This is a genomic window from Mesorhizobium sp. M1078 (assembly GCF_040318615.1).
In the GTDB taxonomy this organism is placed as follows: Bacteria; Pseudomonadota; Alphaproteobacteria; order Rhizobiales; family Rhizobiaceae; genus Mesorhizobium.
The window spans coordinates 122907-148845 of sequence record NZ_JAMYMP010000005.1 but is presented as its reverse complement, the minus strand read 5'-3'; the positions used below and the strand labels follow the sequence as shown (position 1 = coordinate 148845).

Here is a 25939-nt window from a genome sequence, read left to right as displayed (position 1 = left end):
ATACGCGCCAAGCCGCCCAGTGCCGGAATGCCGGTTGCCGGAGCGGAATTTCTTGTGAACAGGGGCTTTCGTCGGAACGCCTTACGGGTCCTGAGAGCCTGCTTAGCGGAGAGACTAGAAAAATGGCAAAAGTAATCGGTATCGATCTCGGCACCACCAACTCCTGCATCGCCATCATGGATGGCAAGGAGCCCAAGGTCATTGAAAATGCGGAAGGCGCGCGCACGACGCCTTCCATCGTCGCCATCTCGGGCGACGGCGAACGTCTCGTCGGCCAGCCGGCCAAGCGCCAGGCGGTCACCAATCCTGAAAACACCATCTTCGCGGTCAAGCGCCTGATCGGCCGCCGCTATGACGACCCGGTGACGGAGAAGGACAAGAAGCTTGTCCCCTACAAGATCGTCAAGGGCGACAATGGCGATGCCTGGGTCGAGGCCGGCGGCAAGAAGCAGTCGCCCAGCCAGATCTCGGCCATGATCCTGCAGAAGATGAAGGAAACGGCGGAGGCCTATCTCGGCGAGAAGGTCGAGAAGGCGGTCATCACCGTTCCGGCCTATTTCAATGACGCCCAGCGCCAGGCCACCAAGGACGCCGGCAAGATCGCCGGCCTTGAGGTGCTGCGCATCATCAACGAGCCGACGGCTGCAGCACTTGCCTACGGCCTCGACAAGAAGGATGGCAAGACCATTGCCGTCTATGACCTTGGCGGCGGCACGTTCGACATTTCGGTGCTCGAAATCGGCGACGGCGTGTTCGAAGTGAAGTCGACCAATGGCGACACCTTCCTCGGCGGCGAGGATTTCGACATGCGTCTCGTCGAATATCTGGCGGCCGAGTTCAAGAAGGAACAGGGCATCGACCTGAAGAACGACAAGCTTGCGCTGCAGCGCCTCAAGGAGGCGGCTGAAAAGGCCAAAATTGAGCTGTCGTCGACGACGCAGACCGAAATCAACCTGCCCTTCATCACCGCCGACGCGACCGGCCCCAAGCACCTGACGCTGAAGCTGACCCGCGCCAAGTTCGAGCAACTGGTCGACGATCTCGTCCAGCGCACCATCGAGCCCTGCAAGGCGGCGCTCAAGGATGCCGGGCTGAAGGCTGGCGAGATCGACGAAGTGGTCCTGGTCGGCGGCATGACCCGCATGCCCAAGATCCAGGAGATCGTGAAGCAGTTCTTCGGCAAGGAGCCGCACAAGGGCGTCAACCCGGATGAAGTCGTCGCTTTGGGCGCCGCCATCCAGGCCGGCGTGCTGCAGGGCGACGTGAAGGACGTGCTGCTGCTCGACGTGACGCCGCTGTCGCTCGGCATCGAGACGCTGGGTGGCGTGTTCACCCGCCTGATCGAACGCAACACGACCATCCCGACCAAGAAGAGCCAGGTGTTCTCGACCGCTGAAGACAGTCAGTCGGCCGTGACCATCCGCGTCTTCCAGGGCGAGCGTGAAATGGCTGCCGACAACAAGGCGCTCGGCCAGTTCGACCTGGTCGGCATTCCGCCGGCGCCGCGCGGCGTGCCGCAGATCGAGGTCACTTTCGACATCGACGCCAACGGCATCGTCAACGTTTCGGCCAAGGACAAGGGCACCGGCAAGGAGCACCAGATCCGCATCCAGGCCTCTGGTGGCCTTTCGGACGCCGACATCGAGAAGATGGTCAAGGACGCCGAAGCCAATGCCGAGACCGACAAGCAGCGGCGTGCTTTGGTCGAGGCCCGCAACCAGGCCGAGGCGCTGGTGCACTCCTCCGAGAAGTCGCTGAAGGAATATGGCGACAAGGTTTCGGAAACCGAGCGCACGGCGATATCGGAGGCTATCACGGCGCTGAAGGCTGCTGCCGAAGGCGACGATGCCGCCGACATCGAGGCCAAGTCGCAGACGCTTGCCGAAGCATCCATGAAGCTCGGCCAGGCCATGTACGAAGCTTCGCAGAAGGAAGCGGCGGAAGCCGACGCCAAGGCGGACGCGGCCAAGGATAGCGATGTGGTCGACGCCGATTTCGAGGAAATCGACGAAAACGACGAGAAGAAGAAGTCGGCCTGACCGGTTGACGGCAAATAAAGCGGAAAGCCCGGCGCAAAGCCGGGCTTTTTTGCAACCCTCGCTGAAAAAGTGCGGGCCTTGCCGAAAAAGTCACTGAAAAACACAGGCACAAGCGCGCCGGCCCTAGCATCCGGGCAGCACCGCTCCTAAATCGAGACAACGTGCCGGCAAACGACGCAACATGCATCAAGACGTTGAGCATCCGGACTGCGGGAAAAGATGAAAGCTGATTTCTACGAGACGCTGGGCGTGCAGAAGGGCGCCGACGAGAAGGAGCTCAAGAGCGCTTTCCGCAAGCTGGCCATGCAGTTCCATCCCGACCGCAATCCCGGCGATCACTCATGCGAGCACAAGTTCAAGGAAATCAACGAAGCCTACGAAACGCTGAAGGACCCGCAGAAGCGCGCGGCCTATGACCGTTTCGGTCACGCCGCCTTCGAGCAGGGCGGCATGAATGGCGGCGCGCAAGGTTTTGGCGCCGGCGGCTTCGCCGACATTTTCGAGGATATTTTCGGCGACATGATGGGCGGGCGCCAGCGCCGCTCGTCGGGCGGCCGCGAACGCGGCGCCGATTTGCGCTACAATATGGAAATCACGCTGGAAGAAGCGTTTGCCGGCAAGACCGCGCAAATCCGCGTGCCGGCCTCGATCTCATGCACGGAATGCTCCGGGACCGGCGCCAAGCCCGGCACCCAGCCGGTGACCTGCTCGATGTGCCATGGCCACGGCAAGGTACGAGCGACGCAAGGCTTCTTCTCGATCGAGCGTACCTGCCCGCAATGCCAAGGCCGCGGCCAGACGATCAAGGACCCGTGCCCGAAATGCGCCGGCCAGGGCCGCGTCACCGAGGAACGCTCGCTGTCGGTCAATATCCCGGCCGGCATCGAGGACGGCACCCGCATCCGGCTTGCCAATGAGGGCGAGGCGGGCCTGCGCGGCGGCCCATCGGGCGACCTCTATATTTTCCTGGCGGTGAAGCCGCATGAATTCTTCCAGCGCGACGGCGCCGATCTCTACTGCAAGGTGCCGATATCGATGACGACGGCCGCCCTTGGCGGCTCGTTCGAGGTGACGACGCTGGACGGCAGTCAGACCAAGGTGAAAGTGACCGAAGGCACGCAGAACGGCCGCCAGTTCCGCCTCAAGGGCAAGGGCATGCCGGTGCTGCGCCAGCCCAATGTCGGCGACCTCTATATCCAGACCGCGGTCGAAACGCCGCAAAACCTGTCGCGCCGCCAGCGCGAGCTGCTGGAAGAGTTCGAGCAGCTGTCGTCGAAGGACAATTCGCCCCAGTCGAGCGGCTTTTTCGCCCGCATGAAGGACTTTTTCGAATCCTTCGGCGAGCACTGAACCCAAACCAAGGCCGCCACGCTTCCCGAACGTCATCAACATCTTATGCCAGATCGCGCCTTGCCTTGGACCTGTTAGCTGCTAAGTAGCGTTCGGGGAGTGTTGAGGAGAACTTGCATGGCACGTGGTCCGGGATTGCGGAAGGCGCTGGCGGAAAAGTTCGACGACGAACTCAAATTCTTCAAAGGCTGGATCGACAAGCCGAAGTCGGTCGGTTCGATCGTGCCGACAAGCTCCATCACCGCCCGCAAGATGGCTTCCATCGTCAATCCGAAGTCCGGCCTGCCGGTGCTTGAAGTCGGACCCGGCACAGGCGTCATCACCCGTGCAATCCTCGCCCAGGGCGTTAAGCCCGAAGACCTGTACGCGGTCGAATATTCCACCGATTTCGTGCGCCATCTGCGCCAGCTCTACCCCGGCGTCAACGTCATCGAGGGCGATGCCTTCAATCTCAACGCCACGCTTGGCGAGAAGAGCGGGATGGTTTTCGATTCCGTCGTCTCCGGCGTGCCGCTGCTCAATTTTCCGGTCGCACAGCGGATCGCCTATATTGAAAGCCTGCTAGACCGCATCCCGGTTGGACGGCCGATCGTGCAGCTGACCTATGGGCCGTTGTCGCCGATCCCGCCCGGCCGCGGCAATTACACGGTCAAGCATTTCGACTTCATCTTCCGCAACATCCCGCCGACGCAGCTGTGGATCTACCGGCGCGAAGCGCATTAGCTGGTATTGGGGGCGGGAGAAGTCTCTGGCGCCTTGTAGAGGATCGACGTCTCCCGAAGGAAGCTCGATTGAGGGTCGATCCACATCCTTGACTGTTATCCGCCTCGCAAACTCGTGGCGACCTCTCTGATCGCCGCGCACATGGCCCGCACGGCCGTTGCTTCGGCGCTGCTGGAGAACAGAAGCAGCAGAGGCCGACGCGCACGCGGCTCCAGAGGACGCCTCGCGACGGTTCGCTGCCAATCGGCCGGAAACGCCAGGCCTGGCGCAATCGACAAACCGCGCCCGGCCCCAACCAGAGCAAGCAGCGCCGCCATATCGCTCGCCGACAGGATGACAACTGGCGCAACGCCAAAATCCTGGAACAATTCGGCAAGCATTGGTCCGCAGCCGCCGCTCGACATGATGAATGGCTGGCCGTCGAGAGCGCGGATCGGAAATGACCCGCCTTGGACTGAGTTCTTTTGCGATGACGCCACAAAGAGTTCGTCGTCGACAAGTTCCTCGGCTTGGCAATTGCCGGCGATGTAGGACAGTCCAATATCGGCGGCACCGCGATCGACCCACTCCGCCACCTCGGTATCCCTGCCCAAGAGCAGTTCGACAGCAAGCTCCGGGTGCCGGACGGAAGTAATGTTCAACGCATATGGAGCAATCTTTACCGAGGCGCTGCTGACCAGCGCGAGCCGTACTCTGCCTTTGATGGAGTGTTCCCGTAGGCCGACAAGACGGCCTAAAGCATGCAAAGCGGCGCGCGCCGCGTCCAAAGCCGCCTCGCCGGTCGCGGTGAAAGCGACACCGCGCCGATCACGTATGACGAGGGGCGCGCCAACGATCTCCTCCAGCGCCTTCATTGCATGGCTTATGGCCGATTGAGAAAGACAGAGCCGCTCGGCGGTTTTGGTGAAGCTGCGCGTCTCGCTGAGCGATGTCAGGACGCGCAGCATCGTGATGTTGATATTAGCTTTGTTCATGGCTGCCGAAATATCTTTCATTTCGCTCATATTAACGAGCGCTGTAGGTTTTGTGAAGGTGAGGGAAACGACCCTCGAAATCGGCGAGCGGCTTTCCTGGCTCTCCGGCATGCAGGCGTGCGGTACGACGAGACTGAAACTGGAGTATCGCATGAGCTACCTTCCGCAATTCCTGACCCTTGCTTCGGTCTTCCTGCTCGGCGCCATGAGCCCAGGACCCGATTTTGTAGCCGTGACTTCCCATGCGCTGATCAGCCGTCGCGCGGGGTTCCATGTGGCGCTTGGCATTGCCGCAGCGATCATGGTGTGGGCGGCTCTCGCGATTTGTGGCCTGGGCCTCGTACTGACGCAGATTGCATGGGCTCACCTTGCCGTCCGGATCGCCGGTGCCGTGTATCTCGGTTACCTGGGCAGCAAGATCCTTTTGTCGGCTTGGCAGGCGCGGCCACCGCTGGTCGTCGGTGGCGCAGAGACTACGGCTCCTTGGCGAAGCGGATTCGTTGTCGGAATTACAAATCCGAAGACGGCCGCGTTCTTCGCGAGCCTGTTCATATCGGTATTGCCGATGCAGGCTCCGATCTGGGTCCAGGCAGTGTCGCTGGCCATAATCGGGCTGGTCGCGATGGCGTGGTTTGGGCTTGTCGCGCTAATGTTCTCCACAAGAAGGGTTCGGTCGGTATATGGCAGCGTCCGCAGGCCGATAGATGCCTTGCTCGGAGTTGCACTCATCGCGCTGAGTGCAAGAATTGCGGTCACCCACTAGCAATAGCCCAGCTGCTCGGCACACCTTCGCGCGCTTGCCCCCCGATCGTTTCCGTTTTTTGAGCCAGTGCGTTGATTTGCGCAGCCTCTGGCTGTACCTGTCCGGGAACAAGAGTGGCCAATGGCTGTGATCGCGAAAATCCTCGTCTTTGCCGGCTCGGTGCGCAGCGGCGCCTTCAGCGGCAGGACCGCCGATGTGGCGCAGAAGGAGCTGGCCATGCAAGGCGCCGATGTGACGCGCATTTCGCTGGCCGACTATCCGCTGCCGATCATCGACGAGGACCTCGAAAAGGAAAAAGGCGTTCCCGACAACGCCGTGAAGCTTGGCCGGCTGATCGCCGCCAATGACGGGCTGCTGATCGCGACGCCCGAATATAATGGCTCGATCCCGCCATTGCTCAAGAACACGATCGACTGGGTGAGCCGGGTGCGCCTGGATGGCGGCCGGCCGGTGAGGCCGCTTGTCGGCAAGGTCGCCGGCCTGTGCTCGTCTTCCAACGGACATTTCGCCGGGATCCGCTGCATCAACCATCTGCGCGCCGTGCTGGTGCGCTGCCAGCTGGAGATGGTGACGCCGGAATGCTCGGTATCCGATGGCGGCAATGCCTTCGACGGCGACGGCAATTTCAGGGATGATAGACTGACCAAATCGATGGAGCACCTATGCCGCACGCTGATCGAAACCTCGCGCATGCTGTCGACCCGGACCGGGGCATGATTTCCACAGCCATGCAGGCCCATACGATGAGAGACAGGCTGATCGTCGGCCTCGACGTGCCGACGGTGAAAGAGGCCGAACAGGCGGTGCGCGAACTCGACGGCGTCGTCTCCTTCTACAAGATCGGCTATCAGTTGGCCTTCGCCGGCGGGCTCGACTTCGCCAGGGAGTTGGCCAGCGGCGGCACGAAGATCTTCCTCGACATGAAGCTGCTCGACATAGACGACACCGTGGCGAAGGGTGTCGAGAACATCGTGCGCATGGGCATGACGATGCTGACCATCCATGCCTATCCCAAGGCGATGAAGGCAGCTGTGGAAGCGTCGCGCGGCAGCGACCTGTGCCTGCTGGCGGTCAGCGTGCTGACCTCGATGGACGAGCAGGACGTGATCGACGCCGGCTATGAATACGACCCGCACACGCTGGTGCTGAGGCGCGCCGAACAGGCGCTGCATGCAGGCATGGGCGGCGTCGTCTGCTCGGCCGAGGAGGCGGAAGCGGTGCGCCGCATCGTCGGACCCGACCTGGCGGTGGTGACGCCGGGGATACGGCCCAAGGGCAGCGACCATGGCGACCAGAAACGCGTGGTGACGCCCGGCCAGGCGATCCGCAACGGCTCCAGCCATCTTGTTGTGGGCCGGCCAATCGTGGCGGCAAGCGACAGGCGCGCGGCGGCGGAAGCCATACTGGAAGAGATGCGCGCCGCGTAACGAGGAGAAGAAAATGCCCAAGGGATACTGGGTAGCCCGCGTCGATGTGCGCGACGTCGAAGGCTACAAGGACTATGTCGCTGCCGCCAAGCTCGCTTTCGACCGTTTCGACGTGAAGTTCCTTGCCCGTGGCGGTGAGCATGAAAAGGCCGAGGGGCCTGGCCGCGCCCGCAATGTCATTATCGAGTTCGAATCGCTCAGCGCGGCGCACGATTGCTACCACTCGCCGGAGTACCAGCGCGCCGTCGCCATCCGTCAGAAAGTAGCCGATGGCGAGATCGTGCTGGTCGAGGGTATCTGACGCGCGAAGCTGCTCTGCTCAGTGCGGCGCTTCCTCCTGCGCCAGCACCTCCAGTTGATGGCGGTGCCCCGACAGCTCATAGCCGACAACGGTGACGGCCGGCGCTAGCGTGAGTAAGATGAGGCAGACCGCCATGTCGACGCCGGCAAGGGCGGCGATGATGGCAAGTGCGACGACCGCAGCCGTTCCCGCCAGCAGCCAGACATGGAGGGGATCGAAGCGCTGGACGAGATAATAATACAGCGCGTAGATCGCCCCCAGGAACACGCCTAGCGGAATGGCGACCGAGAGCAGGGTCGCTACCGGGCCGATATGGGCCTTGTGCTCGATGAAATAGGCCGCGACATGCAGCCCGGCGCCGGTGGCGACGATGGCCGCCACGATCAGCATCTGGCCATAGCCCCAGACAAAAGAGCGATTGCGGTGCTGGTGCAGCACCGTCCCCGAGGGCAGCATGTAATAGACCCACCACATGCCGAAGGTGAGACCCATTCCGGCAATGCCAATCAAGGCGGCATCGAGGTTCCAGCCCTGCTCCTCGACCACGGCCGACAGCGTCGCCAGCGTGCCGACCACCCCTTCGCCCAGCGCGATGATGGCGAAGAGGCTGTAGCGCTCGGCGACGTGATGCGCGTGCCAGGGCGTGCCGCCATCCCGGCGTTCGGCGATGACCGGTCCGGCCAGCTCGATGAGAAGCAGGACCGCGCCGAAAGCCAGGCTCGTCGCCAGCGAGAAATCGACCAGGATCTGCACCACCCAGCCGATCTGGGCGATCGCGATGGCGATGGCATAGGTGAGACAGGCACGCCGCCGCCCAGGGTCCTGCCGCGCCGCGCGCAGCCATTGGAAGATCATGGCGACGCGCATGATGACGTAGCCCAGCACCATCACCGAATTGTTGAGGTGTTCGCCATGCTCGATCGAGGCGAACATGCGCGGCAGGCCGATGGCCAGCACCAGCACGCCGATCATCTGCACCATGGTGACGAGGCGGAAGATCCAATCGTCGGTGTCATAGGCGGAGGAAAACCAGGAGAAATTGATCCACGCCCAGCAGATCGCGAAGCTGGCAAAGCCGAAGCCGATCAGCGCCGCCGCGTAGTGGCCCTCGGCCAAGGCATGCGCCAGTTGCGACGAGGCAAGGCTGAAGGCGGTGACGAAGGTCAGATCGAACAGCAGCTCGAGCGGCGTGGCGACGCGATGCGCCTCATGCGGATCGCGCCCGGCCATGCGCCTTATGTGATGATGGAGGGAGCTTGCTGGTGTGCTCATCGCGCGGCCTTGCCTGAGGACTGTCCCGCGACACTAAAGGTGGAGCAAAAGCCGTCAAGGCGCGGTAGGTCGTGCCGGTCCCCGCGGCCTTTCAGATCGCCTGTCGGTTCAGTCGGTTCGCCGCCGTCTCGGCAACCGCATCGGCCAGCGTCATGCTCCATTGCAGCCGGCAATAGGCGCGGAAATCGAAGCAGGGCAGGCCGGGACAGACTTCGAACTCGATGAGGTGGGCATGATCGGTGGCCTCGACCCTGAAATCGATGGAAAACACGTCGCGCAGGCCAAGTCCGCTGACCAGCCGCTCGGCGATGCGGCGGATGGTTGCCGCGGCTGCCGGCTGGGTGTCGGCAACCGCCTCCAGCACCGGCTCGCTGTATAGTCCAGCCGCCTTGGCGGCCTCGCCGGTGTCGCCGTAAAGCGCCATCGAGTCCGCCATGGTCTGGAAATCGCCGCCGGAGTCGACGAACGCAATGCCGAGCGCTTCCGCCCCGGCATCCGTTTGCAGCCCAAGGAAGCTGGCGCGGACATTGCGACCGCCGACATAGGGCTGGACGACGACATCGTCGCGATAAGCGGCATAGACCCGCCGGCTAAGCTCCAGCGCATGGGCCAGGTCGTTGCAGCGTGAATCCGGCCAGATGCCTACCTTAGAGCCGAGCCGGTTCGGCTTGACGAACCAGCCGGCTTCCGAAGCTGGCGGGGCGGCCAGCCAGCGGCCGTCGCGGGCCAGGCCTGCCTGCGGCGCCGGCAGGCCGAGCGCGCAAAGCACGGCGCCGGAGCGGAACTTGTCCTGGCAAAGCGCGAACAGCGCATCGTCGGCTCCGATGGTTCTAAGCCCATTCAGCCTGGCAAGTGCGGGCGCTGCAGCACCGCGGAAATAGGCAATGCCGTCGGTCAGCGTCCAGACAAGCGTGGTTGCGGGATCGGCCTTCGCCAGCGCGCTTGACGCATCGTCGAGTGCAACCGGCATGAAGGCGAGGCCGCGCCGCCCGCAAGCGGCGGTGATTTCATCGAATTCGGGCGCGAGATCGGTCGATTGCGCCAGATAGGACGAGATTTCCAGGGCGCGCTCGGCGGGAAAGCCTTCGGCGACCAGCCGGTCGAGACAGGCCTTTTCCGGCTCATGGACGAGGATCAGGGTCGGGCGCGGCATGGATCAGGACCTTCGGTGGTGTTGTCCCACCATGGCATGGCCCCTGCTTCAGACTTGCGCGAAACCGACCGAGCCGGACGCCTGCGCGACAGCGCTCAGGCGATGACCACGCGCGGCTCGAAGCGGCCGTTGACGGGGATGTCTAGCAGGAAGGTCATGCCGGCCTGTGGGTCAAGCTTGCGCTGCTTGTCGTCCTTGCCTTTCCAGGCCGAGGTCACCGCCAGCCGATCGGCCTTGGCCCCGACAAAGGCCGGGCACGAGGACTGCCCCGCCGGCACGGCAATCTCGCGCAACAATGTGCCGTCCGGCGCATAAGCCTTCACTGCCTTGCCGCCCCAGACCGCGTTCCACAGCACGCCGTCACGGTCGACAACCGAGCCGTCGACATAGCCCCGCGACGAGCGATGGTCGACGAACACTTTCGACTCGCCGATCGGCAGGCCCGTCGCCGGATCGCAGGCGACGCGCATCAACAGGCCGGTCGAGGTATCGGTGTAGTAGGCGATCGTTCCATCCTGCGAGAAACAGATCGAGTTCGACACGGTGATGCCGGTGTAAAGCGTGCGCAGCTCGCCCTTGAAGAACCAGTAGATGGAGCCGGCGCCCTTCTCCTCACCCTTGCCCATCGTGCCGACCCAGAAGGCGCCGCACGGATGGACGCGCGAATCGTTGGAGCGGGTCAGCGCATTGTCGGCCTCGATGGCCGTGTGCAGCGTCAGCTTGCCGGTCGAGACGTCGCGGACATGCAGGCCAGTCTCGGTGGCGATAAGCTGGCGATTGTCATCGATAATGGCGATGGCGCTGGCCATCTGGGCGAGCTCATGGACCTTCCGCGCGCCGGACGTGACACCCTGCTCCAGCAAAAGCCCGTTGACGATGTCGAACCAGAACAGCGTATCGGTGGCGGGATCGTAGCTCGGCCCCTCGCCGAGTTCGCAGACATGGTCCGAAAAAACCGAAACGTTTCCCATCATGCCGCTCCGCCGAAGGCCGCGTCCCAGGCCGTCACCGCCGCCCGGGCGCGCGTGGCCACTTCATCGACGCTCATGCCGGGTTTGAACAGGCTGGAGCCAAGACCAAAAGCAGTTACCCCAGCGGCTTTGTAGCCGGCAAAGTCTTTGTCGGAAACGCCGCCTACGGCGCCGACCACGGTATCGGCCGGCAGCACGGCCCGCATCGCCGAAATGCCGCTGGGCCCGAGCACGCTTGCCGGGAAGAATTTGAGCGCCGAAGCCCCAAGCCTAATCGCCTGAAAAGCTTCGGTGGGGGTGAACACGCCTGGCATCGTCACCATGCCATGGTGCATGGCGCGGGCCATGACGGCGGCATCGATGTTGGGGCTGACCAGCAGCCGCCCGCCGGCCTTGGCCAAGGTGTCGACATCGGCTGAAGTCAGCACCGTGCCGGCGCCGACCAGCGTTGTCTTGGGGAAAGCGGTGACAATGCTGGCGATCGATGAAAACGGCTCCGGCGAATTGAGCGGCACCTCGATGGCTTCGATGCCGGCGTCAAACAGCGCCTGGCCGATGGCAACCGCCTCGCTGGGTTTGAGGCCGCGCAGAATGGCGACAAGACCACGCTTGAGCTTCGGGAAGGGGGCGGTCTGGGTCACGCTGTCACTCCACTCTGGTGAGTCATTTGGCGATCATGCCATTTTCCCGCGCTGCCTCGATAAGGCCGGCACGCACCGCCTCGTCGGCGTCGACCGTCCTGACGGCAAGCCCTGCAAGGTCTAGCGCCTGGCGGTAGAGGGCTGCTAGCGAGCCGGACGCAACCAGCACGATTGCGGTGGTGCTTTCGCCATAGCGGCGGCCCGCCGAGGCGATCTCGCCGCCGATCAGCAGGCCGGACAGGCAAGCGGCGGCATCGTCGGCCGTGAGGTTCTGCAGCAGGCCGGCGGCGCGGATCGAGAACAGCCGCGAGGTGACATCGCCGCCCTCCGCCAAAGCCTTGCGGCACCATTCCTGGAAGAACGGATTGTCCGGAATGACCGGCTTCGGGCTCTCGCCCAGCGAATGGCGCAGGATCGAGTGAGTGGCCAGCACCGAAAACAGCTCGCCGGTCGGCCAGGTGCAGAAGCCGTCGACCGCGCCGTCTTCGACCAGAACCCATTTCGAATGGGTGCCGGGCATGCAGACGAGATGGCGACCTTTTGCCGGCAAACCGGCGCCGGCAAGCTGGGTTTCCTCGCCGCGCATTACGTCCGGCGCATCTTCCAGGCGCTGCGCCAGGCCAGGCACGATGCGGATGTCGCGGCTCTGGCCGGGAATGCGGGCGGCCCCCGCGAGGATGGCACTGAGCGGCGCCGGCACGGTGACGTAAGGCGCTTCCAGCCAACCCTGGCGCGAGCCGGCCATGCCACAGATGATGACCGGCAGTGTGTCAGGTGCGCCGAGCGCCGCCAGATGGCCCTCGAGGATGGTCGAAAAGCCTTTTTGCTGCGCGGTGATCAACCCATCATCGCCGCGACGCTCGGCAATCACCCCGCCCGCCTCGTCGACCAGCCAGACCCGCATGCGGGTCGTGCCCCAGTCGACGGCGGCGACTGCCGGCGTGCCTTTTGCCGGATTTTGATTCACCGGGCTCACAGGAAACCCCCGTCCACGATCAACATCTGCGCCGTCAGCATACGCGAGGCGTCGGAGGCCAGGAACAGCACCGTGCCGACGATGTCGTCGGGCTGCATGACCTGCTTGATGCATTGCTTGGCGACATGGGCGGCGAGCCCCTGCTCGGTGACCCAGAGTTCCCGTTGCCGCTCGGTGATCACCCAGCCCGGCGCAATCGCATTGACGCGGATGCCGTCGACCCCAAGCTTGCCCGCGAGACCCTTGGTGAGGCCGAGTATGCCGGCCTTGGCGGCGGTGTAGGCCGGCATATCGGGGTGGTTGATGAGATAGGAGGTTGAGGTGAAGTTGATGATCGAACCGCCGCCGGCCCGCTTCATGCCCGGCGCGACCGCCTGTGCGGTGAAGAAATGCGGGCGCAGATTGACGGCGAGATTGTTGTCCCAGAACTCGACGGTAACGTCAGCGACGTCGTGGCGTTCGTCCCAGGCGGCATTGTTGACCAGCACGGTGACGTCGCCATGTGCCTCAGCCGCTTTGGCGGCCGAAGCGCGCAACGCCTCGACGTCGCGCAAATCGGTCTTGAGGTAGAGCGGTCGCCGGCCAAGTTCTTTTTCGACGCGGTCGGCAAGCAGCGTGCTTGGGCCATCGGCGATGTCGATGAAGGCGACATGGGCGCCCTGGCGAACGAAGCCCTCGGTCAGTGCCGCACCAATTCCGGAACCGCCGCCGGTGATCAGCACCGAGGCTCCCCTGAGGTCGGCAAAATCCGCCGATGGCATCATATCTTCATCTCCCGGTCCGGTCGGCGCGCATCCTATCCAGCCAAGTCCGGGGAGCAAGGGCGAAAACGGCGATTTGATTGGCTTATGTCAGACAAAAGGCCGCAAGATGGCGGCCACAGTCGATCTTGGCTCGCGCCGCTGACTTGCTCGACGCAGGCCAGACCGCCGGTCAGACTGCCTTGGCGTAGAGGGCGCCGCGATAGGAATCGCGGAGGTAGCCGAGCGTGGCGTCGGCATCGACCGGTTTGCCGAAGAGATAGCCCTGGCCGCCGGCGCAGCCGAACTGAACGAGGCGGTCGGCCTGCGCCTCCTCCTCGATGCCTTCGGCGACGACATCCATGCCGAGCCCTTCACACATGGCCAGAATGGCGCGGATGATGTGTTCCGACGGTCGGTCGTCGAGGATCGAGGAGACGAAGGCGCGGTCGATCTTGAGCTTGTCGAAATGGAATTCGCGCAAGCGGCCGAGCGAGGACTGGCCGGTGCCGAAATCGTCGAGCGAGACTCGGATGCCGACGCGACGCAGGTCCTCGACGATCTTCTCGGCCGAGGCCGGATCGTTCATCAGGCCGGTTTCGGTGATCTCGATCTCCAGCCGTCGCGGATCGAAGCCGGTGCGGTCGAGGATCGACAATATGTGCAGGCCAGTGTTCTGGTCGACGAGCTGCGAGGGCGACAGGTTGAAGGACAGGAACAGGTCCTTCGGCCAGCTGCGCGCCGCTTCGGCCGCCTTGCGCAGCACCAGCTGCGACAGCGGGCCGATGATGCCGCGCTCTTCGGCGATCGGGATGAACACGGTCGGCGGGACGACGCCGAGGTCGCGATCGGTCCAGCGCGCCAGCGTCTCGAAGCCGATGGTGCGGCGGGTGGTCAGATCGACGATGGGCTGGAAATGCGGCTCGACCTCACCGGCCGAGACGGCGCGGCGCAGCGCCTGTTCGATGCGGGTGACGCGCTTGGCCGCCTCTTCCATTTCGCGGGTGTAGACGACGACGCGGCCACGGCCCGAACGCTTGGCGTGGTAGAGCGCCGTTTCGGCCTTGTTGACGAGGATTTCCGTGGTTTCGTCGCCGGAATAAAACAGCGAGCAGCCGACCGACGCCGAAAGCCTGGCGGTGCGTTCGCCGACATCGTAGGGCGCCGACAGGATTTCGATCATCATGCGCGACTTCTCGGCCGCCGCTTCCTCCGAGAACACCATCGGATACAGGAAGGCGAATTCGTCGGCGCCGATGCGGCAAACGGTGGAGTGGCTGTCCATCGAAGCACGCAGCCGCATCGCCACCTGGATCAATATGTCGTCGCCGGCCTTGTGGCCGAACAAATCGTTGATCGGCTTGAACCCATCGAGGTCGAGAATGCCGACGGTAAACGGCGCGGGGTCGTCGGCGCGGTCGCTGATCAGGCGATCGACCTTGTCGAAGAAGCGCCGATGGTTGCCAAGCCCGGTCAGCGCATCGGTGAACGCCAGATCCGAGTTTTCCCTGCTTGCCTGCCCGGTGCCAAACGTCGTTTGCATCGGTATCCCTGTTTGTGACGCCCGAAATTTAGGCTGAGACTGGCAGCAAAGCGTTTAGGAAGCGTATCGCGAAATCGATTTTTCGCTGGCGAATGATGCTTTAGCGGACGTGGTAGAGTTCGACCGGGTCTCCGCGCGTTTCGGCCACCGGTTCGAGCCAATCGGGGACGCTTCCCTGCATAATCCCGGCCAGGAAGCCTTGCGGCGCCTTGGCGGCGAGCACCTTGCTTTCGGCGCTGCCGCGGCAGAGCGCCACCAGGCCGACGTGATGAGCCGCCGCGATCGTCCCCGCCTCGTCCGCCGATCCGAGGAAGGCATCGAGCGCAAGCAGGTCGCCGGCGATGTTGCGATGATAGGGGCCGGCAAAGACGCGGTGCCCGGAATATGCAAGGATGGGCGAGCCGAGATTGGAAATGGCAAGCACCGTGGTGTCCGGCAGCCGGGCCAACGCCGCGAAGGAGGCCTTGCGCTCGCAGGACGGATCGCTGTCGGTGTCCTGTGCCTCGACCGAGACCTTGCTGGCCTCGAATACGCTCGACGTCGCGGCGGCAGCGCCGGCCCAGACGGCATTCGCCGACACCAGCCAGACCGCCGCCATGCGCAGCGATACGCTGCGCGCAGGGCTGATCCTCGCCCGTTCGCGCCAGCTTGCGATCCAGGCCGACAGCGGGATGACGGCAAAGGCGATCGAGAATGTCGAGCCGCGGACCTGCCAGGCGCTGACGATGAAGGCGCCGACCAGCAAGGCGCCGACGAGGCTGTCCTGGCGGCGCCATGGTCCGCGCAGGCGAAGCGCCATCAGCGCGATCGCCACCAGCGGCGTGACATAGCGCGCCGCCAGCGACGCCGGCTCATTGACGGCAATACTGAACAGCGACTGCGCCTCGTCGATGTGATCGAGCCACAATTCCTTGAGGCGCGGATCGAGGTTTGCGTAGGGAGCCGCAAGGCATTGCGGAAACAGCGCCACGATGACGGCGCCCAGCCCAAGCGCGAGCAGGCTAAGCGAGATCAGGCGGCGGCTGGCCGTGCCATTGGACACCGTGAGCGACGTCACGGCGGCAAGCCCCAGTCCGGCGATTGCCGCCACCACGAACTGCACAGCCGAGAAGGCATCGCACTGCGGCTGGCCCATGGCCGATGGCGGGATGGTGGTGACGAAGACGAGGGCTGAAACCCCGGCAAAGCCGAGACCGAAATCCCTGGCGATCCGGCGTTCGCCGCCGGGATCGACGACGAACAGCAAAGCGATGCAGGCGCCGATGGTGGCGACATAGGGCGCGGTTTCCATGCCGACGGCCAGCGTCAGGGCCGCACACAGCCCGGAAATCAGCGCCGCCCAGCGACGCGCCGGCGCCTCGAGCAGCAGGCTGAGGCTGGCCATGGTCAGCGTCAGCTGGACATTGTGATGATCGAGCGCACCCGGCAAGAAAATGCCGATGAAATGCAGCGCCGCCGCGCCGATCACGATAGCGGGCAGCACGGCGCCGACGCCGGCGAAGCTGCGTGCCGCACGGGCTGTAAAAAACACCGCCAGGCAGAACAGCAGCGACGGCCACAGCACCTGTGCGATCGCTTCGGCCATGGCCATGCTGCCGGTCAGCGCCGAGGCGGCGAGGATGATGACGGCGAGCGGTGCGTCGACCAGCCGCGACCAGTGCATGACGAAACCGCCTTCCGGCCCCATCCTGTACTGATGCAGGTCGAACCAGCCCTGGCCGGCCAGCATGTCGCGAACCTCGACCAGCCGCAGCAGGCTGTCATTGTCGCCGCCGGCATTGCTCAATTCGCGAAAGCCCGTGGCGGCATTGACAGCCAGCACCACCAGCATGGCAAGCAGCGCCAGCGTCATATCGGACTTCCAGGAGGAAGCACCCGCCTTGGCTGCGTTCATCATCATGACCTTCGTCGGAAAGACTGCGGCCTTAAACCTAGCCTTAACAGCTTCAATAAATAGTAAAGTCGCCTGAGCGAGGCCGCATATGAGCGCGGCCGGAGGCTCCGCCGGGCGTCGGGAGACGGAAATGCCGCACGAAGTCCGCCATGAGCCGGCCATTGCCGTGCTCCTGCCTTGCTACAATGAGGAACTGACCATCGCCGAGGTGGTGCGGCGCTTTCGCGAGACGCTGCCATCGGCCGACATCTATGTCTATGACAACAATTCGCGCGACCTGACGGCATTAAAGGCCCGCGCAGCGGGCGCCATCGTCGTCCGCGAGCCGCGCCAGGGCAAGGGCAATGTCGTGCGGCGCATGTTCGCCGACATCGATGCGGACATCTATCTGATGGCCGATGGCGACGGCACCTATGCGCCGGAAGATGCCTCGCTGCTGATCAACATCCTGCAGACCGAGCGCTGCGACATGGTGGTAGGCACCAGGCGCGGCGTCACCGACGATGCCGGCCGTTCCGGCCATGCCTTCGGCAACCGCATCTTCAATAGCCTCTACAAGCGGCTGTTCGGCGCCGACTTCACCGACATCTTCTCCGGCTACCGCGTCTTCTCGAGGCGCTTCGTCAAGAGCTTTCCCGCCGTTTCCGGCGGCTTCGAGATCGAGACCGAAATGTCGGTGCATGCCTCGCAGCTGAAACTGCCGGTGAGCGAGATCGCGCTCGATTATGGCCGCCGGCCTGAGGGATCGTCGTCGAAGCTGTCGACCTATCGCGACGGCGCCAGGATCCTGTGGATGTTCGCCATGCTGATGAAGGAGACGCAGCCGCTGCGCTTCTTCGGCGCCTTCGCCATTTTCTTCCTGGCATCGAGCCTTACCCTGATGACGCCGGTGCTGATCGAATTCGCCCAGACCGGCCTCGTGCCGCGCATGCCGACCTGGGTGCTGTCGGTCGGCCTGCTGCTCTTGTCGATGCTTGCGATGGTGACCGGACTGATCCTCGATTCGGTATCGCGCGGACGCGCCGAGCAGAAGCGCATTTTCTATCTCTCCGTCCCGTCGGGCCGGGTCGAACGGCGCGAACGCACGAGCGAAACAGCGAAGGCCGAACCGGGCAAGACGCCCCGGGCCGCCTGAGGCCGTGAGCCGGCTCGCCCGCTTCGTCCTGGCCGGCGGCGTTGGTTTCGTCGCCGATGCCGCGGTGCTCTGGCTGCTCTTGGCGGTGACGCCGCTCGGTCCCTTCGTCGCCCGTGTCCTGTCGATCGGCTTTGCGCTGTGCGTCACCTGGCAGATCAACCGGCACCTGACCTTTTCGCCGTCGAGCCGCGGCGTGGCGCAGGAGGGCGCGCGCTATGGCGGTGTCGGTATCGCCACCAGCATTGTCAACTATCTCGTCTACTGCGCCATCCTGTTCGCGCTGCCGGCAATGCCGCCGCTGGCGGCACTTGCCGTCGCCTCGCTGGTCGCCATGGCGCTGTCCTTCCTCGGTTACTCCCGGCTGGTCTTCGACCGGTAAAGGTCTGGGCCAAGCAAGCGCGATTGGCAGAAGCCGCCAAGTTCCGTATATCGGCGACTTGCCTTGCCGCAATTCCGGACGGAAAACCGCTACGCACTTTTCCTGGACTTGCTCGACCCGCTGGAGACCAGAAGATGACCCTGAAGATCGCCGTCCAGATGGACCATGTCTCCACCGTCTCGATCGCCGGCGACACGTCGTTTGCGCTGTCGCTGGAGGCGCAGCGGCGCGGCCACCAACTGTTCCACTACACGCCCGACCGGCTGTCGATGCTGGGCGGCAAGGTGTTTGCCCGCATCGAAGAGATGAAGCTCCGCGACGAGAAGGGCAATCATTATACGCTGGGCGACAAGGTGCGCACCGACCTGTCGGAGATGGATGTGATCCTGCTGCGCCAGGATCCGCCCTTCGACATGAATTACATCACCACCACGCATATTCTGGAGCGCATTCACCCGAAGACATTGGTCGTCAACGACCCGGCCTGGGTGCGCAACAGCCCGGAAAAGATCTTCGTCACCGAATTCCCCGATCTGATGCCGGAAACGCTGATCACCAAGGATCCCCAGGAGGTCGCCGCCTTCCGCAAGGAGTTCGGCGACATCATCGTCAAGCCGCTCTACGGAAATGGCGGCGCCGGCATCTTCCATCTCAAGGAGGATGACCGCAACCTCGCCTCGCTGCTCGAAATGTTCGCCCAGCTGTCACGCGAGCCCTATATCGTTCAGCGTTATCTCAAGGACGTGCGCAAGGGCGACAAGCGCATCATCCTGATCGACGGCGAAGCGGTCGGCGCCATCAACCGCGTGCCGGCCGACCACGACTCGCGCTCCAACATGCATGTCGGCGGCCGCGCCGAAAAGACCGAGCTGACGGAACGCGAACGCGAAATCTGCGCCCGCATCGGCCCGTCGCTGAAAGAGCGCGGCTTCATCCTGGTCGGCATCGACGTGATCGGCGACTACATGACCGAGATCAACGTGACCTCGCCAACCGGCGTGCGCGAAGTGCAACGCTTTGGTGGCGCGGATATCGCCAGCCTGTTCTGGGACGCGGTAGAGGCGAAGCGGCGGAATTTGGCCGCGTAGTGTGCGTTGCTACGGAGGACTTTGGTGGGTCCAGAGAAGCATCGAAAGATGCTCTTATCGGGTAAGACTGCCGAGCAAGCGGCTCATCAAATCAAACTATGTCCCGGAAGCGCCGAGGCCTCAGTTTCGGAGGAAGGAGACCGATAAGTCTGGTCTGCAATTTTCGCTGTGGTGTTGCCCAGTCTTTCAGCAGAAAACCCGCATCGGAGTTCTTTTCCAGCAATGCAAAAGCCGCAGACAGTCCGATCAGGTCGACCAAGGTCCTGCGCATTGAGTGGCGGGAGATTAAATGCGCCAGTCCCGGCGCCACTTCGCACCAACGATTGGCCAGTGCCCGCCGTATCGCTATTTCAGTATCAGGCGACATCCTGCCGAGGCCAACTCCGGTACCCAGGATGCGCCCGTCCGCCCAGCCATTGCCGACGTGAAGCCGATAACTGCCAAGAGCCCGCCCAATCCTCACGGTTCCGCCGATCATATGGGCGGCACGAGCCATATAACCATCGGCACATATCTTTATTTCGTCCGGATCGGATGGACGCATGATTTCAAGCGGAGCTCGACGAAACATCATCCCCGATGTGGTTGACCAAAACCAACCCACGGTACCCCGATCAATAAATAATAATGTCGGGTCAGCTTCGGTGTCGACATGCAGGTAGCCGCTCATTTTCGGCATCGATCGCGGGTCGTTCAGGTGGAATACGGGATGACCGCCCGCAAGCAGGTTGCCGGCCGTATCTATCACCACCTCATCGGAGCTCGACATTGCCGCGATACGGGTTTGGCTGAGATGCGCTCTCACATGGCATTCTATGAAGTCAGGATGCCAAGCATCGTCACCGTCAAGAAAGGAGATCAGGGGCCCGGCTGTCGCGTCAAGCCCGGTCATCATTGCTGTCAACTGCCCGCCATTTTGCAGTCGGGGCAGAAAGCGGAAACGACTGTCGCCAAGCTGGGACAGACACTCTTCAATCCTTCGGCGGGAAGCGTCGGTCGAAAAATCATCGACCACCACGCATTCGAACGCAGTGTATGTCTGCGCCGCTACGGATCGGATCGCAGTGTCGATGAATGCCTCTTGATTGAAACAGCCTACGCAAACGGATACGGTTGGTAGCGCGATGTGAGAACCAGCTCCGCTTGGGACGATGTTTTCTTTCAAGAGGCGCTTCTCCGTACACCAGATTTGATCGCCTGAGATATTCCGTCGATCAAATGGCGGTGTTTCTTTGCCAAATTTCTCTCTATCGAAGCGAGTTTTTCTCCGCACTCAAGATCGCAATTGCCGCATGTTGACCCTACAGCACGGGTATCGCCCTCCTACCAAATTCGAGATTGTCAGAGCCATGCTGCGTCATGGCCACAACCTCAGAAAAGGGCACCCTTCCGCGAAGTCGCAACCTGCTCTTCAGGCCAGTTTGCTGTCGGACGATCCGTTCATATCCTATTCGGGAATGTCCGGTACGCCGCTCGGATTAGCAAGTCATATGCCTTTCCGTCCACGCAGCCACCGCGCCTGGTTTCTCATCTCGCCAACCTGGTCCATCGAAAACAGTGCTAGCGTCAAAACCATCCGGACCTATGCCGTTCTGCATAGACTCAAGAACCCCCGTCACTCGCTAATCTTCCTATCCAACACTCAGGCAGAGGCTGATCTGTTGAACCAGTCCGGCGAGGCCGCCGTCCTGCACAACAAGACGTCAACAACCTCCGAACACATATTCAGGCCTCTCGATGACGTCCCTGTAGAATTTGATGCAATCTACAATGCGCAGCTGGCTCCGTGGAAGCGCCATGACTTGTCGCTTGGCATCCAGCGTTGCGCATTTGTCTTCTATCGAGATTCAAGCGGATCCTCCACGACGGAGTCGGAAAGAGCGCGAATAAATCGGCATAGGGAGCTCGCGCCGCATCACGTCTTTATCAACGAGTTTGACGGCACCGGCAAGCCTGTCCGATTGGCACCGGCTCAGGTGAACACGCATCTAAATCGTGCAGCCGTGGGAATCTGTCTCTCTCACCTGGAAGGACCAATGTTCGCCAGCACGGAATATCTTCTCGCGGGCCTTCCAGTGGTCACGACGCCGAACCGTGGTGGCCGAGACCTTTATCTGGATGCCGACTATTCGCTTACAGTTCCACCCGATCCTCGATCCATCGCGGAGGCTGTCTTGGCACTGAAGGAGCGGCGAATACCCCGGGCTCATATTCGTACGCAAACTTTGAAACGAGTTGAACGGGACCGCGGGCGGTTCATAGACCTTGTAAATGAGATTTTTCTGGAAAGCGGCTCTTCGCGCCGGATCGCCATGCCCTGGCCTTTCCGATATCCTGTCATGGAGTGGCTTCCACCCCAAATCGCAATCGATCGATCCCTTTCAGGTGCGGTCGATGCCTTCGTCACCGCTTAGACGGCAACAGCCTCGGATTGCCGGAGGAACTCTGTCGCCCTCTACCGGGCACAACGCGGCTGCAACCAGCACGGCTGCGTGTTCCTGTAATGTTCTTGCCTTGGCCTGAAATCTATGGTTGTCTTGTCGTGACGTCGCTCGCGGCCTGAACCACAAGGTCGAGGCGAAGCCGGTTTCCGGGGGCAGGGCAAATGGTGGCGCGGGTTCGCACGGTTGCTTTCCAGGGCATCGAGGCCGTGCCGGTCGATGTCCAGGTGATGATCGCGCCGGGCAAGGTCGGCATGCAGATCGTCGGCCTGGCCGACAAGGCGGTGGCCGAAAGCCGCGAACGCGTGCAGGCGGCGCTCCATGCATCCGGCCTGTCGATGCCGTCGAAGAAGGTGACGGTCAACCTCGCTCCAGCCGATCTGCCCAAGGAAGGCAGCCATTACGACCTGCCGATCGCGCTCGGCCTGATGGCAGCACTCGGCGCCATTCCGGGCGACATGCTGGCCTCCTATGTCGTGCTCGGCGAATTGTCGCTCGACGGAACCATTGCCGCGGTTGCAGGCGCCCTGCCGGCGGCGATCGGCGCCAATGCCGAGGGCAAAGGCCTGATTTGCCCGTTCGGCTGCGGGCCGGAAGCGGCCTGGGCGGGAAAGGATTTCGACATATTGGCGCCGCGCAGCCTGATTGCCATCGCCAATCATTTTCGCGGCACGCAGGTGCTGTCGCGACCCGAGCCCGGCATTCATGTCTCGGCGCGCGACCTGCCCGACCTCTCAGACATCAAGGGCCAGGAAAGCGCCAAGCGGGCGCTGGAAGTGGCGGCGGCCGGCGGCCACAATCTCTTGATGGTAGGGCCTCCCGGCTCGGGAAAATCGATGCTGGCGCAGAGGCTGCCTTCAATTCTGCCGCCACTGGCGCCCAAGGAACTTCTTGAAGTCTCGATGATCGCCTCGGTGGCCGGCGAGCTCGGCGAAGGCAAGCTCACCGACCGGCGGCCGTTCCGCGCCCCGCACCATTCGGCTTCGATGGCGGCAATGGTCGGCGGCGGCATCAGGGCGCGGCCGGGCGAAGTATCGCTTGCCCATAACGGCGTCCTGTTCCTCGACGAGTTTCCCGAATTCACGCCGCAGACCTTGGATGCGCTGCGCCAACCGCTGGAGACCGGCGACTGCATGATCGCGCGCCCCAACCACCGCGTCACCTATCCAGCGCGCATCCAGCTGGTGGCGGCGATGAACCCGTGCCGTTGCGGCATGGCCGGCGAGCCCGGCTATCGCTGCCTGCGCGGCGAACGCTGCCGCACCGATTACCAGGCGCGCATCTCAGGCCCGTTGCTCGACCGCATCGACCTCAGGATCGAGGTACCGGCGGTCTCGGCCGCCGACCTGATCCGGCCCGACCGAGCGGAGAAAAGTGCAGCCGTCGCCCAGCGCGTGGCGCGCGCCCGCACCATCCAGCGCGAACGTTTCGAGCGGCTGGGCGTTACCAGCGCCACCACCAACGCCCATTGCTCGCCTTCTGTTATCGAGGACATCGCCGCGCCGGACGCAGCAGGCCTGTCGCTGCTGAAAGACGCCAGCGAGAAACTCGGCTTTTCTGCGCGCGCCTATCACCGCGTGCTCAAAGTGGCGCGCACACTGGCTGACCTCGACGCCAGCGAAACCGTCGGCCGAATTCACCTGGCCGAGGCGATTTCCTACCGCATGATGTCGGAGCGGGTAGCGCAGGCGGCGTAACGCTCCTCCTTGAGGGGAAGGTGGCCCCGAAGCGGCAGGGTGGGGGTCGCCGAAGAATGGTCGATCTTTTTGGAGCCGAGCCGAGAAAGGGCCTCTGCAATTACATTGCTTGTAGTGTCGTCCGAAGGGAGTCGCTGCACTTCACGCAGGACCCCACCCGGCCCTTCGGGCCACCCTCCCCTCAAGGGGGAGGGAAACGCAGGCGCTAATTCGCCCGCTCTTTCGCCTTCAGCTCCAGCCGCCGTGCGTGCAGCACCGGTTCCGTATAGCCATTCGGCTGTTCGCGGCCTCTAAACACCAGGTCGCAGGCGGCGTGGAAGGCGATGGAATTGTCGAAATCGGTGGCCATCGGGCGGTAGAGCGGGTCGCCGACATTTTGGAGGTCGACGATCGCTGCCATGCGCCGCAGCGAATCCATCACCTGAATTTCGGAGCAAACCTTGTGGTGCAGCCAGTTGGCGATGTGCTGCGAGGAGATGCGCAGCGTGGCGCGGTCTTCCATCAGGCCGACATCGTTGATGTCGGGCACTTTCGAGCAGCCGACGCCCTGGTCGATCCAGCGCACGACATAGCCGAGAATGCCTTGCGCATTGTTGTCGAGCTCGCGCTGGATCTCGTCGGGGGTCCAGTTCGGCCGCACCGCCACCGGCACCGACAATATATCATCGAGCTTCGCCTTCGGCCGGCTCTTGAGCGCCGCCTGGACGGCATGGACATCGACCTTGTGATAGTGCGTGGCGTGCAACGTCGCCGCCGTCGGCGACGGCACCCAGGCGGTGTTGGCGCCGGCCTTGGGATGCGCGATCTTCTGTTCCAGCATCGCCGCCATCAGATCCGGCATCGCCCACATGCCCTTGCCGATCTGGGCGTGGCCGGCCAGACCGCATTCCAGCCCGGTGTCGACATTCCACGCCTCATAGGCGGAGATCCAGGCGGCCTGCTTCATGTCGCCCTTGCGGATCATCGGCCCGGCTTCCATCGAGGTGTGGATCTCGTCGCCGGTGCGGTCGAGGAAGCCGGTGTTGATGAACACGACGCGTTCCTTGGCGGCGCGGATCGCCTCCTTGAGGTTGATGGTGGTGCGCCGCTCCTCGTCCATGATGCCCATCTTGATGGTGTTTGCCGCCATACCGAGCAGCGCTTCGACGCGGTCGAAAATCTCGACTGCGAAGGCGACTTCCTCCGGCCCATGCATCTTCGGCTTCACCACATACATTGAGCCCGCGCGGGAATTCATCCGACGCCCGTTGGCGCCGACATCGTGCAGCGCGATCAGCGCCGTCATCGCCGCATCCAAGATGCCTTCCGGCACCTCGTTGCCATCGCGGTCGAGGATGGCCGGATTGGTCATGAGGTGACCGACGTTTCGCACCAGCATCAGCGAGCGGCCAGGCAAGCTCAGCGCGCCACCACTGGGCGCGGTCCAGGCGCGGTCCGGATTGAGCTTGCGCGTGAAGGTTTTGCCGCCCTTGCTGATTTCCTCCGCCAGATCGCCCTTCATCAGGCCGAGCCAGTTGCGGTAGACGATGACCTTGTCCTCGGCATCCACCGCCGCGACCGAATCCTCGCAGTCCTGGATGGTGGTCAGCGCCGATTCCAGGATCACGTCGGCAATGCCGGCCGGGTCGGTGCGGCCGATCTGGTTGGTGCGGTCGATGAGGATCTCGATGTGCAGGCCGTTCTGGACCAGCAGGATGGCTTCCGGGTTGGCGCCGTCGCCGCGGTAGCCGGCAAATTGTTTCGGGTTGGCCAGTGTGGTGCCGCCGGCGCCGGCGCCGAGCCGCAAGGTGCCACCCGAAACCGTCAGCCCGTTCACGCCGGCCCATTTGCCCGAGGTGAGCGGCACGGACTCGTCCAGAAAACTCTTCGCCCAGGCAACCACCTTGGCGCCGCGCACGGGGTTGAAGCTTTTACCCTTCTCGGCGCCACCGGTCTCGGCAATGGCGTCGGTGCCGTAGAGCGCATCGTAGAGCGAGCCCCAGCGGGCATTGGCGGCGTTGATCGCATAACGCGCATTCATCACCGGCACCACCAGCTGCGGCCCGGCAACGGTGGCGATCTCGGGGTCGACATTGTCGGTCGACACGGAAAAGGCCGGCCCTTCGGGCACGAGATAGCCGATCTCACGCAAGAAGCTTTTGTAGATCTCCATATCGATGGGCGCGCCATTGGCGCGGTGCCAGGCGTCGATCCGTTCCTGCATGGCGTCGCGTTTGGCCAACAACGCCCGGTTCTTCGGCGCGAGATCATGGACGATAGCCGAAAAGCCGTTCCAGAAGGCGTCGGCGGCAATGCCGGTACCCGGCAGCGCTTCGCCGACAAAGTCATGCAGTTCGCGGGCAATCCGCAATCCGGCGATCTCGACGCGATCGGTCATCAGGGCTTCTCCAGATGAAAGGCTTTGCGGCCTTTGGCATGTCAGGGGTGAAGGG

General features: G+C 63.3%; 23 protein-coding genes. 12 read left to right on the top strand and 11 right to left on the bottom strand.

Annotation, left to right across the window (positions count from 1 at the left end):
- The first annotated feature begins 122 nt into the window (after window positions 1–122).
- The 3 genes from dnaK to pmtA all read left to right on the top strand — a co-directional run bounded on the left by dnaK (window position 123) and on the right by pmtA (window position 4112).
- Window positions 123–2039, top strand: a complete 1917-nt coding sequence (dnaK, locus tag NKH38_RS09805) for a molecular chaperone DnaK (RefSeq protein WP_023673200.1) — start codon at window positions 123–125, stop codon at window positions 2037–2039.
- 219 nt (window positions 2040–2258) lie between these two features.
- The gene (gene dnaJ, locus NKH38_RS09800; protein WP_023681322.1) at window positions 2259–3389 is read left to right on the top strand and encodes a molecular chaperone DnaJ; all 1131 of its coding nucleotides are present in this window, start codon (window positions 2259–2261) and stop codon (window positions 3387–3389) included.
- 117 nt (window positions 3390–3506) lie between these two features.
- Window positions 3507–4112, top strand: coding sequence for a phospholipid N-methyltransferase PmtA (pmtA, locus tag NKH38_RS09795; protein WP_352545107.1), 606 nt, complete (start codon window positions 3507–3509; stop codon window positions 4110–4112).
- A gap of 95 nt (window positions 4113–4207) precedes the next feature.
- On the opposite strand, the gene NKH38_RS09790 is transcribed toward pmtA, so the two are convergent.
- On the bottom strand, window positions 4208–5239 hold the full coding sequence (locus NKH38_RS09790) for a LysR family transcriptional regulator (RefSeq protein ID WP_352759556.1): 1032 nt from the start codon (window positions 5237–5239) through the stop codon (window positions 4208–4210).
- Here NKH38_RS09790 and NKH38_RS09785 point away from each other — a divergent pair.
- The 4 genes from NKH38_RS09785 (at window position 5238) to NKH38_RS09770 (ending at window position 7577) form a co-directional block, all read left to right on the top strand.
- A complete protein-coding gene (locus NKH38_RS09785) occupies window positions 5238–5849 on the top strand; it encodes a LysE family translocator (RefSeq protein ID WP_352545106.1) in 612 nt (203 codons plus the stop codon). The two genes, NKH38_RS09790 and NKH38_RS09785, sit on opposite strands and share 2 nt — an antisense overlap.
- 120 nt (window positions 5850–5969) lie before the next feature.
- Window positions 5970–6566 carry an NADPH-dependent FMN reductase gene (locus NKH38_RS09780; protein ID WP_352759563.1) on the top strand — a complete coding sequence of 199 codons (597 nt, stop codon included), beginning with the start codon at window positions 5970–5972 and terminating at the stop codon, window positions 6564–6566.
- Window positions 6563–7276 carry an orotidine-5'-phosphate decarboxylase gene (gene pyrF, locus NKH38_RS09775; RefSeq protein ID WP_352759569.1) on the top strand — a complete coding sequence of 238 codons (714 nt, stop codon included), beginning with the start codon at window positions 6563–6565 and terminating at the stop codon, window positions 7274–7276. Before NKH38_RS09780 ends, pyrF begins: the two co-directional genes overlap by 4 nt.
- Before the next feature lie 13 nt (window positions 7277–7289).
- Window positions 7290–7577: a DUF1330 domain-containing protein gene (locus NKH38_RS09770; protein WP_023692990.1), complete on the top strand. Its 288-nt coding sequence runs from the start codon at window positions 7290–7292 to the stop codon at window positions 7575–7577.
- 18 nt (window positions 7578–7595) lie between these two features.
- Here NKH38_RS09770 and NKH38_RS09765 read toward each other — a convergent pair whose 3' ends face one another.
- The 8 genes from NKH38_RS09765 to NKH38_RS09730 all read right to left on the bottom strand — a co-directional run bounded on the left by NKH38_RS09765 (window position 7596) and on the right by NKH38_RS09730 (window position 16773).
- Window positions 7596–8849 (bottom strand): low temperature requirement protein A, encoded by a 1254-nt coding sequence (locus NKH38_RS09765; RefSeq protein WP_027049051.1) that lies wholly within the window; start codon window positions 8847–8849, stop codon window positions 7596–7598.
- 91 nt (window positions 8850–8940) lie between these two features.
- Window positions 8941–10002, bottom strand: coding sequence for a D-alanine--D-alanine ligase family protein (locus NKH38_RS09760; RefSeq protein WP_352759580.1), 1062 nt, complete (start codon window positions 10000–10002; stop codon window positions 8941–8943).
- Between the two features lie 95 nt (window positions 10003–10097).
- The gene (locus tag NKH38_RS09755) at window positions 10098–10973 is read right to left on the bottom strand and encodes an SMP-30/gluconolactonase/LRE family protein (protein WP_352759804.1); all 876 of its coding nucleotides are present in this window, start codon (window positions 10971–10973) and stop codon (window positions 10098–10100) included.
- Window positions 10973–11614, bottom strand: coding sequence for a 2-dehydro-3-deoxy-6-phosphogalactonate aldolase (locus NKH38_RS09750; RefSeq protein WP_352759585.1), 642 nt, complete (start codon window positions 11612–11614; stop codon window positions 10973–10975). Before NKH38_RS09750 ends, NKH38_RS09755 begins: the two co-directional genes overlap by 1 nt.
- Window positions 11615–11636: 22 nt before the next feature.
- Entirely contained in the window at window positions 11637–12581 is a 945-nt protein-coding gene (locus NKH38_RS09745; protein WP_352759807.1) for a 2-dehydro-3-deoxygalactonokinase, read from the bottom strand.
- Window positions 12582–12586: 5 nt separating this feature from the next.
- The gene (locus tag NKH38_RS09740) at window positions 12587–13354 is read right to left on the bottom strand and encodes an SDR family NAD(P)-dependent oxidoreductase (RefSeq protein ID WP_023673186.1); all 768 of its coding nucleotides are present in this window, start codon (window positions 13352–13354) and stop codon (window positions 12587–12589) included.
- A gap of 169 nt (window positions 13355–13523) precedes the next feature.
- Window positions 13524–14873 (bottom strand): putative bifunctional diguanylate cyclase/phosphodiesterase, encoded by a 1350-nt coding sequence (locus NKH38_RS09735; protein ID WP_023673185.1) that lies wholly within the window; start codon window positions 14871–14873, stop codon window positions 13524–13526.
- A 100-nt stretch (window positions 14874–14973) separates the two neighbouring features.
- Window positions 14974–16773: a GtrA family protein gene (locus NKH38_RS09730; protein WP_352759597.1), complete on the bottom strand. Its 1800-nt coding sequence runs from the start codon at window positions 16771–16773 to the stop codon at window positions 14974–14976.
- A gap of 124 nt (window positions 16774–16897) precedes the next feature.
- On the opposite strand from NKH38_RS09730, the gene NKH38_RS09725 reads away from it, so the two are divergent.
- From NKH38_RS09725 to gshB, 3 genes are all read left to right on the top strand, one after another.
- Window positions 16898–17902, top strand: a complete 1005-nt coding sequence (locus tag NKH38_RS09725) for a glycosyltransferase (RefSeq protein ID WP_023673183.1) — start codon at window positions 16898–16900, stop codon at window positions 17900–17902.
- 4 nt (window positions 17903–17906) lie between these two features.
- Window positions 17907–18281, top strand: coding sequence for a GtrA family protein (locus tag NKH38_RS09720; RefSeq protein WP_023681308.1), 375 nt, complete (start codon window positions 17907–17909; stop codon window positions 18279–18281).
- A gap of 134 nt (window positions 18282–18415) precedes the next feature.
- On the top strand, window positions 18416–19369 hold the full coding sequence (gene gshB / locus NKH38_RS09715) for a glutathione synthase (protein ID WP_023673181.1): 954 nt from the start codon (window positions 18416–18418) through the stop codon (window positions 19367–19369).
- A 91-nt stretch (window positions 19370–19460) separates the two neighbouring features.
- On the opposite strand, the gene NKH38_RS09710 is transcribed toward gshB, so the two are convergent.
- Window positions 19461–20534 (bottom strand): glycosyltransferase family 2 protein, encoded by a 1074-nt coding sequence (locus NKH38_RS09710; protein ID WP_352759606.1) that lies wholly within the window; start codon window positions 20532–20534, stop codon window positions 19461–19463.
- A 184-nt stretch (window positions 20535–20718) separates the two neighbouring features.
- Between NKH38_RS09710 and NKH38_RS09705 the strand changes: the two genes are divergently transcribed.
- Complete coding sequence (locus NKH38_RS09705) at window positions 20719–21783, top strand: glycosyltransferase (protein WP_156932602.1); 1065 nt, start codon at window positions 20719–20721, stop codon at window positions 21781–21783.
- Between the two features lie 191 nt (window positions 21784–21974).
- Window positions 21975–23507: a YifB family Mg chelatase-like AAA ATPase gene (locus tag NKH38_RS09700; RefSeq protein WP_352759616.1), complete on the top strand. Its 1533-nt coding sequence runs from the start codon at window positions 21975–21977 to the stop codon at window positions 23505–23507.
- Between the two features lie 205 nt (window positions 23508–23712).
- Here the strand turns inward: NKH38_RS09700 and NKH38_RS09695 are convergent, their stop codons facing one another.
- Window positions 23713–25884: a malate synthase G gene (locus NKH38_RS09695; RefSeq protein WP_352759623.1), complete on the bottom strand. Its 2172-nt coding sequence runs from the start codon at window positions 25882–25884 to the stop codon at window positions 23713–23715.
- Window positions 25885–25939: the final 55 nt, after the last annotated feature.

What these genes read in the sequence shown, in the direction of transcription:
- dnaK (WP_023673200.1), top strand. Translation starts at nt 123, where the DNA reads ATGGCAAAAGTAATCGGTATCGATCTCGGCACCACCAACTCCTGCATC.
- dnaJ (WP_023681322.1), top strand. Translation starts at nt 2,259, where the DNA reads ATGAAAGCTGATTTCTACGAGACGCTGGGCGTGCAGAAGGGCGCCGAC.
- pmtA (WP_352545107.1), top strand. Translation starts at nt 3,507, where the DNA reads ATGGCACGTGGTCCGGGATTGCGGAAGGCGCTGGCGGAAAAGTTCGAC.
- NKH38_RS09785 (WP_352545106.1), top strand. Translation starts at nt 5,238, where the DNA reads ATGAGCTACCTTCCGCAATTCCTGACCCTTGCTTCGGTCTTCCTGCTC.
- NKH38_RS09790 (WP_352759556.1), bottom strand. Translation starts at nt 5,239, where the DNA reads ATGCGATACTCCAGTTTCAGTCTCGTCGTACCGCACGCCTGCATGCCG.
- NKH38_RS09780 (WP_352759563.1), top strand. Translation starts at nt 5,970, where the DNA reads ATGGCTGTGATCGCGAAAATCCTCGTCTTTGCCGGCTCGGTGCGCAGC.
- pyrF (WP_352759569.1), top strand. Translation starts at nt 6,563, where the DNA reads ATGATTTCCACAGCCATGCAGGCCCATACGATGAGAGACAGGCTGATC.
- NKH38_RS09770 (WP_023692990.1), top strand. Translation starts at nt 7,290, where the DNA reads ATGCCCAAGGGATACTGGGTAGCCCGCGTCGATGTGCGCGACGTCGAA.
- NKH38_RS09765 (WP_027049051.1), bottom strand. Translation starts at nt 8,849, where the DNA reads ATGAGCACACCAGCAAGCTCCCTCCATCATCACATAAGGCGCATGGCC.
- NKH38_RS09760 (WP_352759580.1), bottom strand. Translation starts at nt 10,002, where the DNA reads ATGCCGCGCCCGACCCTGATCCTCGTCCATGAGCCGGAAAAGGCCTGT.
- NKH38_RS09755 (WP_352759804.1), bottom strand. Translation starts at nt 10,973, where the DNA reads ATGGGAAACGTTTCGGTTTTTTCGGACCATGTCTGCGAACTCGGCGAG.
- NKH38_RS09740 (WP_023673186.1), bottom strand. Translation starts at nt 13,354, where the DNA reads ATGATGCCATCGGCGGATTTTGCCGACCTCAGGGGAGCCTCGGTGCTG.
- NKH38_RS09735 (WP_023673185.1), bottom strand. Translation starts at nt 14,873, where the DNA reads ATGCAAACGACGTTTGGCACCGGGCAGGCAAGCAGGGAAAACTCGGAT.
- NKH38_RS09730 (WP_352759597.1), bottom strand. Translation starts at nt 16,773, where the DNA reads ATGATGATGAACGCAGCCAAGGCGGGTGCTTCCTCCTGGAAGTCCGAT.
- NKH38_RS09725 (WP_023673183.1), top strand. Translation starts at nt 16,898, where the DNA reads ATGCCGCACGAAGTCCGCCATGAGCCGGCCATTGCCGTGCTCCTGCCT.
- gshB (WP_023673181.1), top strand. Translation starts at nt 18,416, where the DNA reads ATGACCCTGAAGATCGCCGTCCAGATGGACCATGTCTCCACCGTCTCG.
- NKH38_RS09705 (WP_156932602.1), top strand. Translation starts at nt 20,719, where the DNA reads ATGCTGCGTCATGGCCACAACCTCAGAAAAGGGCACCCTTCCGCGAAG.
- NKH38_RS09700 (WP_352759616.1), top strand. Translation starts at nt 21,975, where the DNA reads ATGGTGGCGCGGGTTCGCACGGTTGCTTTCCAGGGCATCGAGGCCGTG.
- NKH38_RS09695 (WP_352759623.1), bottom strand. Translation starts at nt 25,884, where the DNA reads ATGACCGATCGCGTCGAGATCGCCGGATTGCGGATTGCCCGCGAACTG.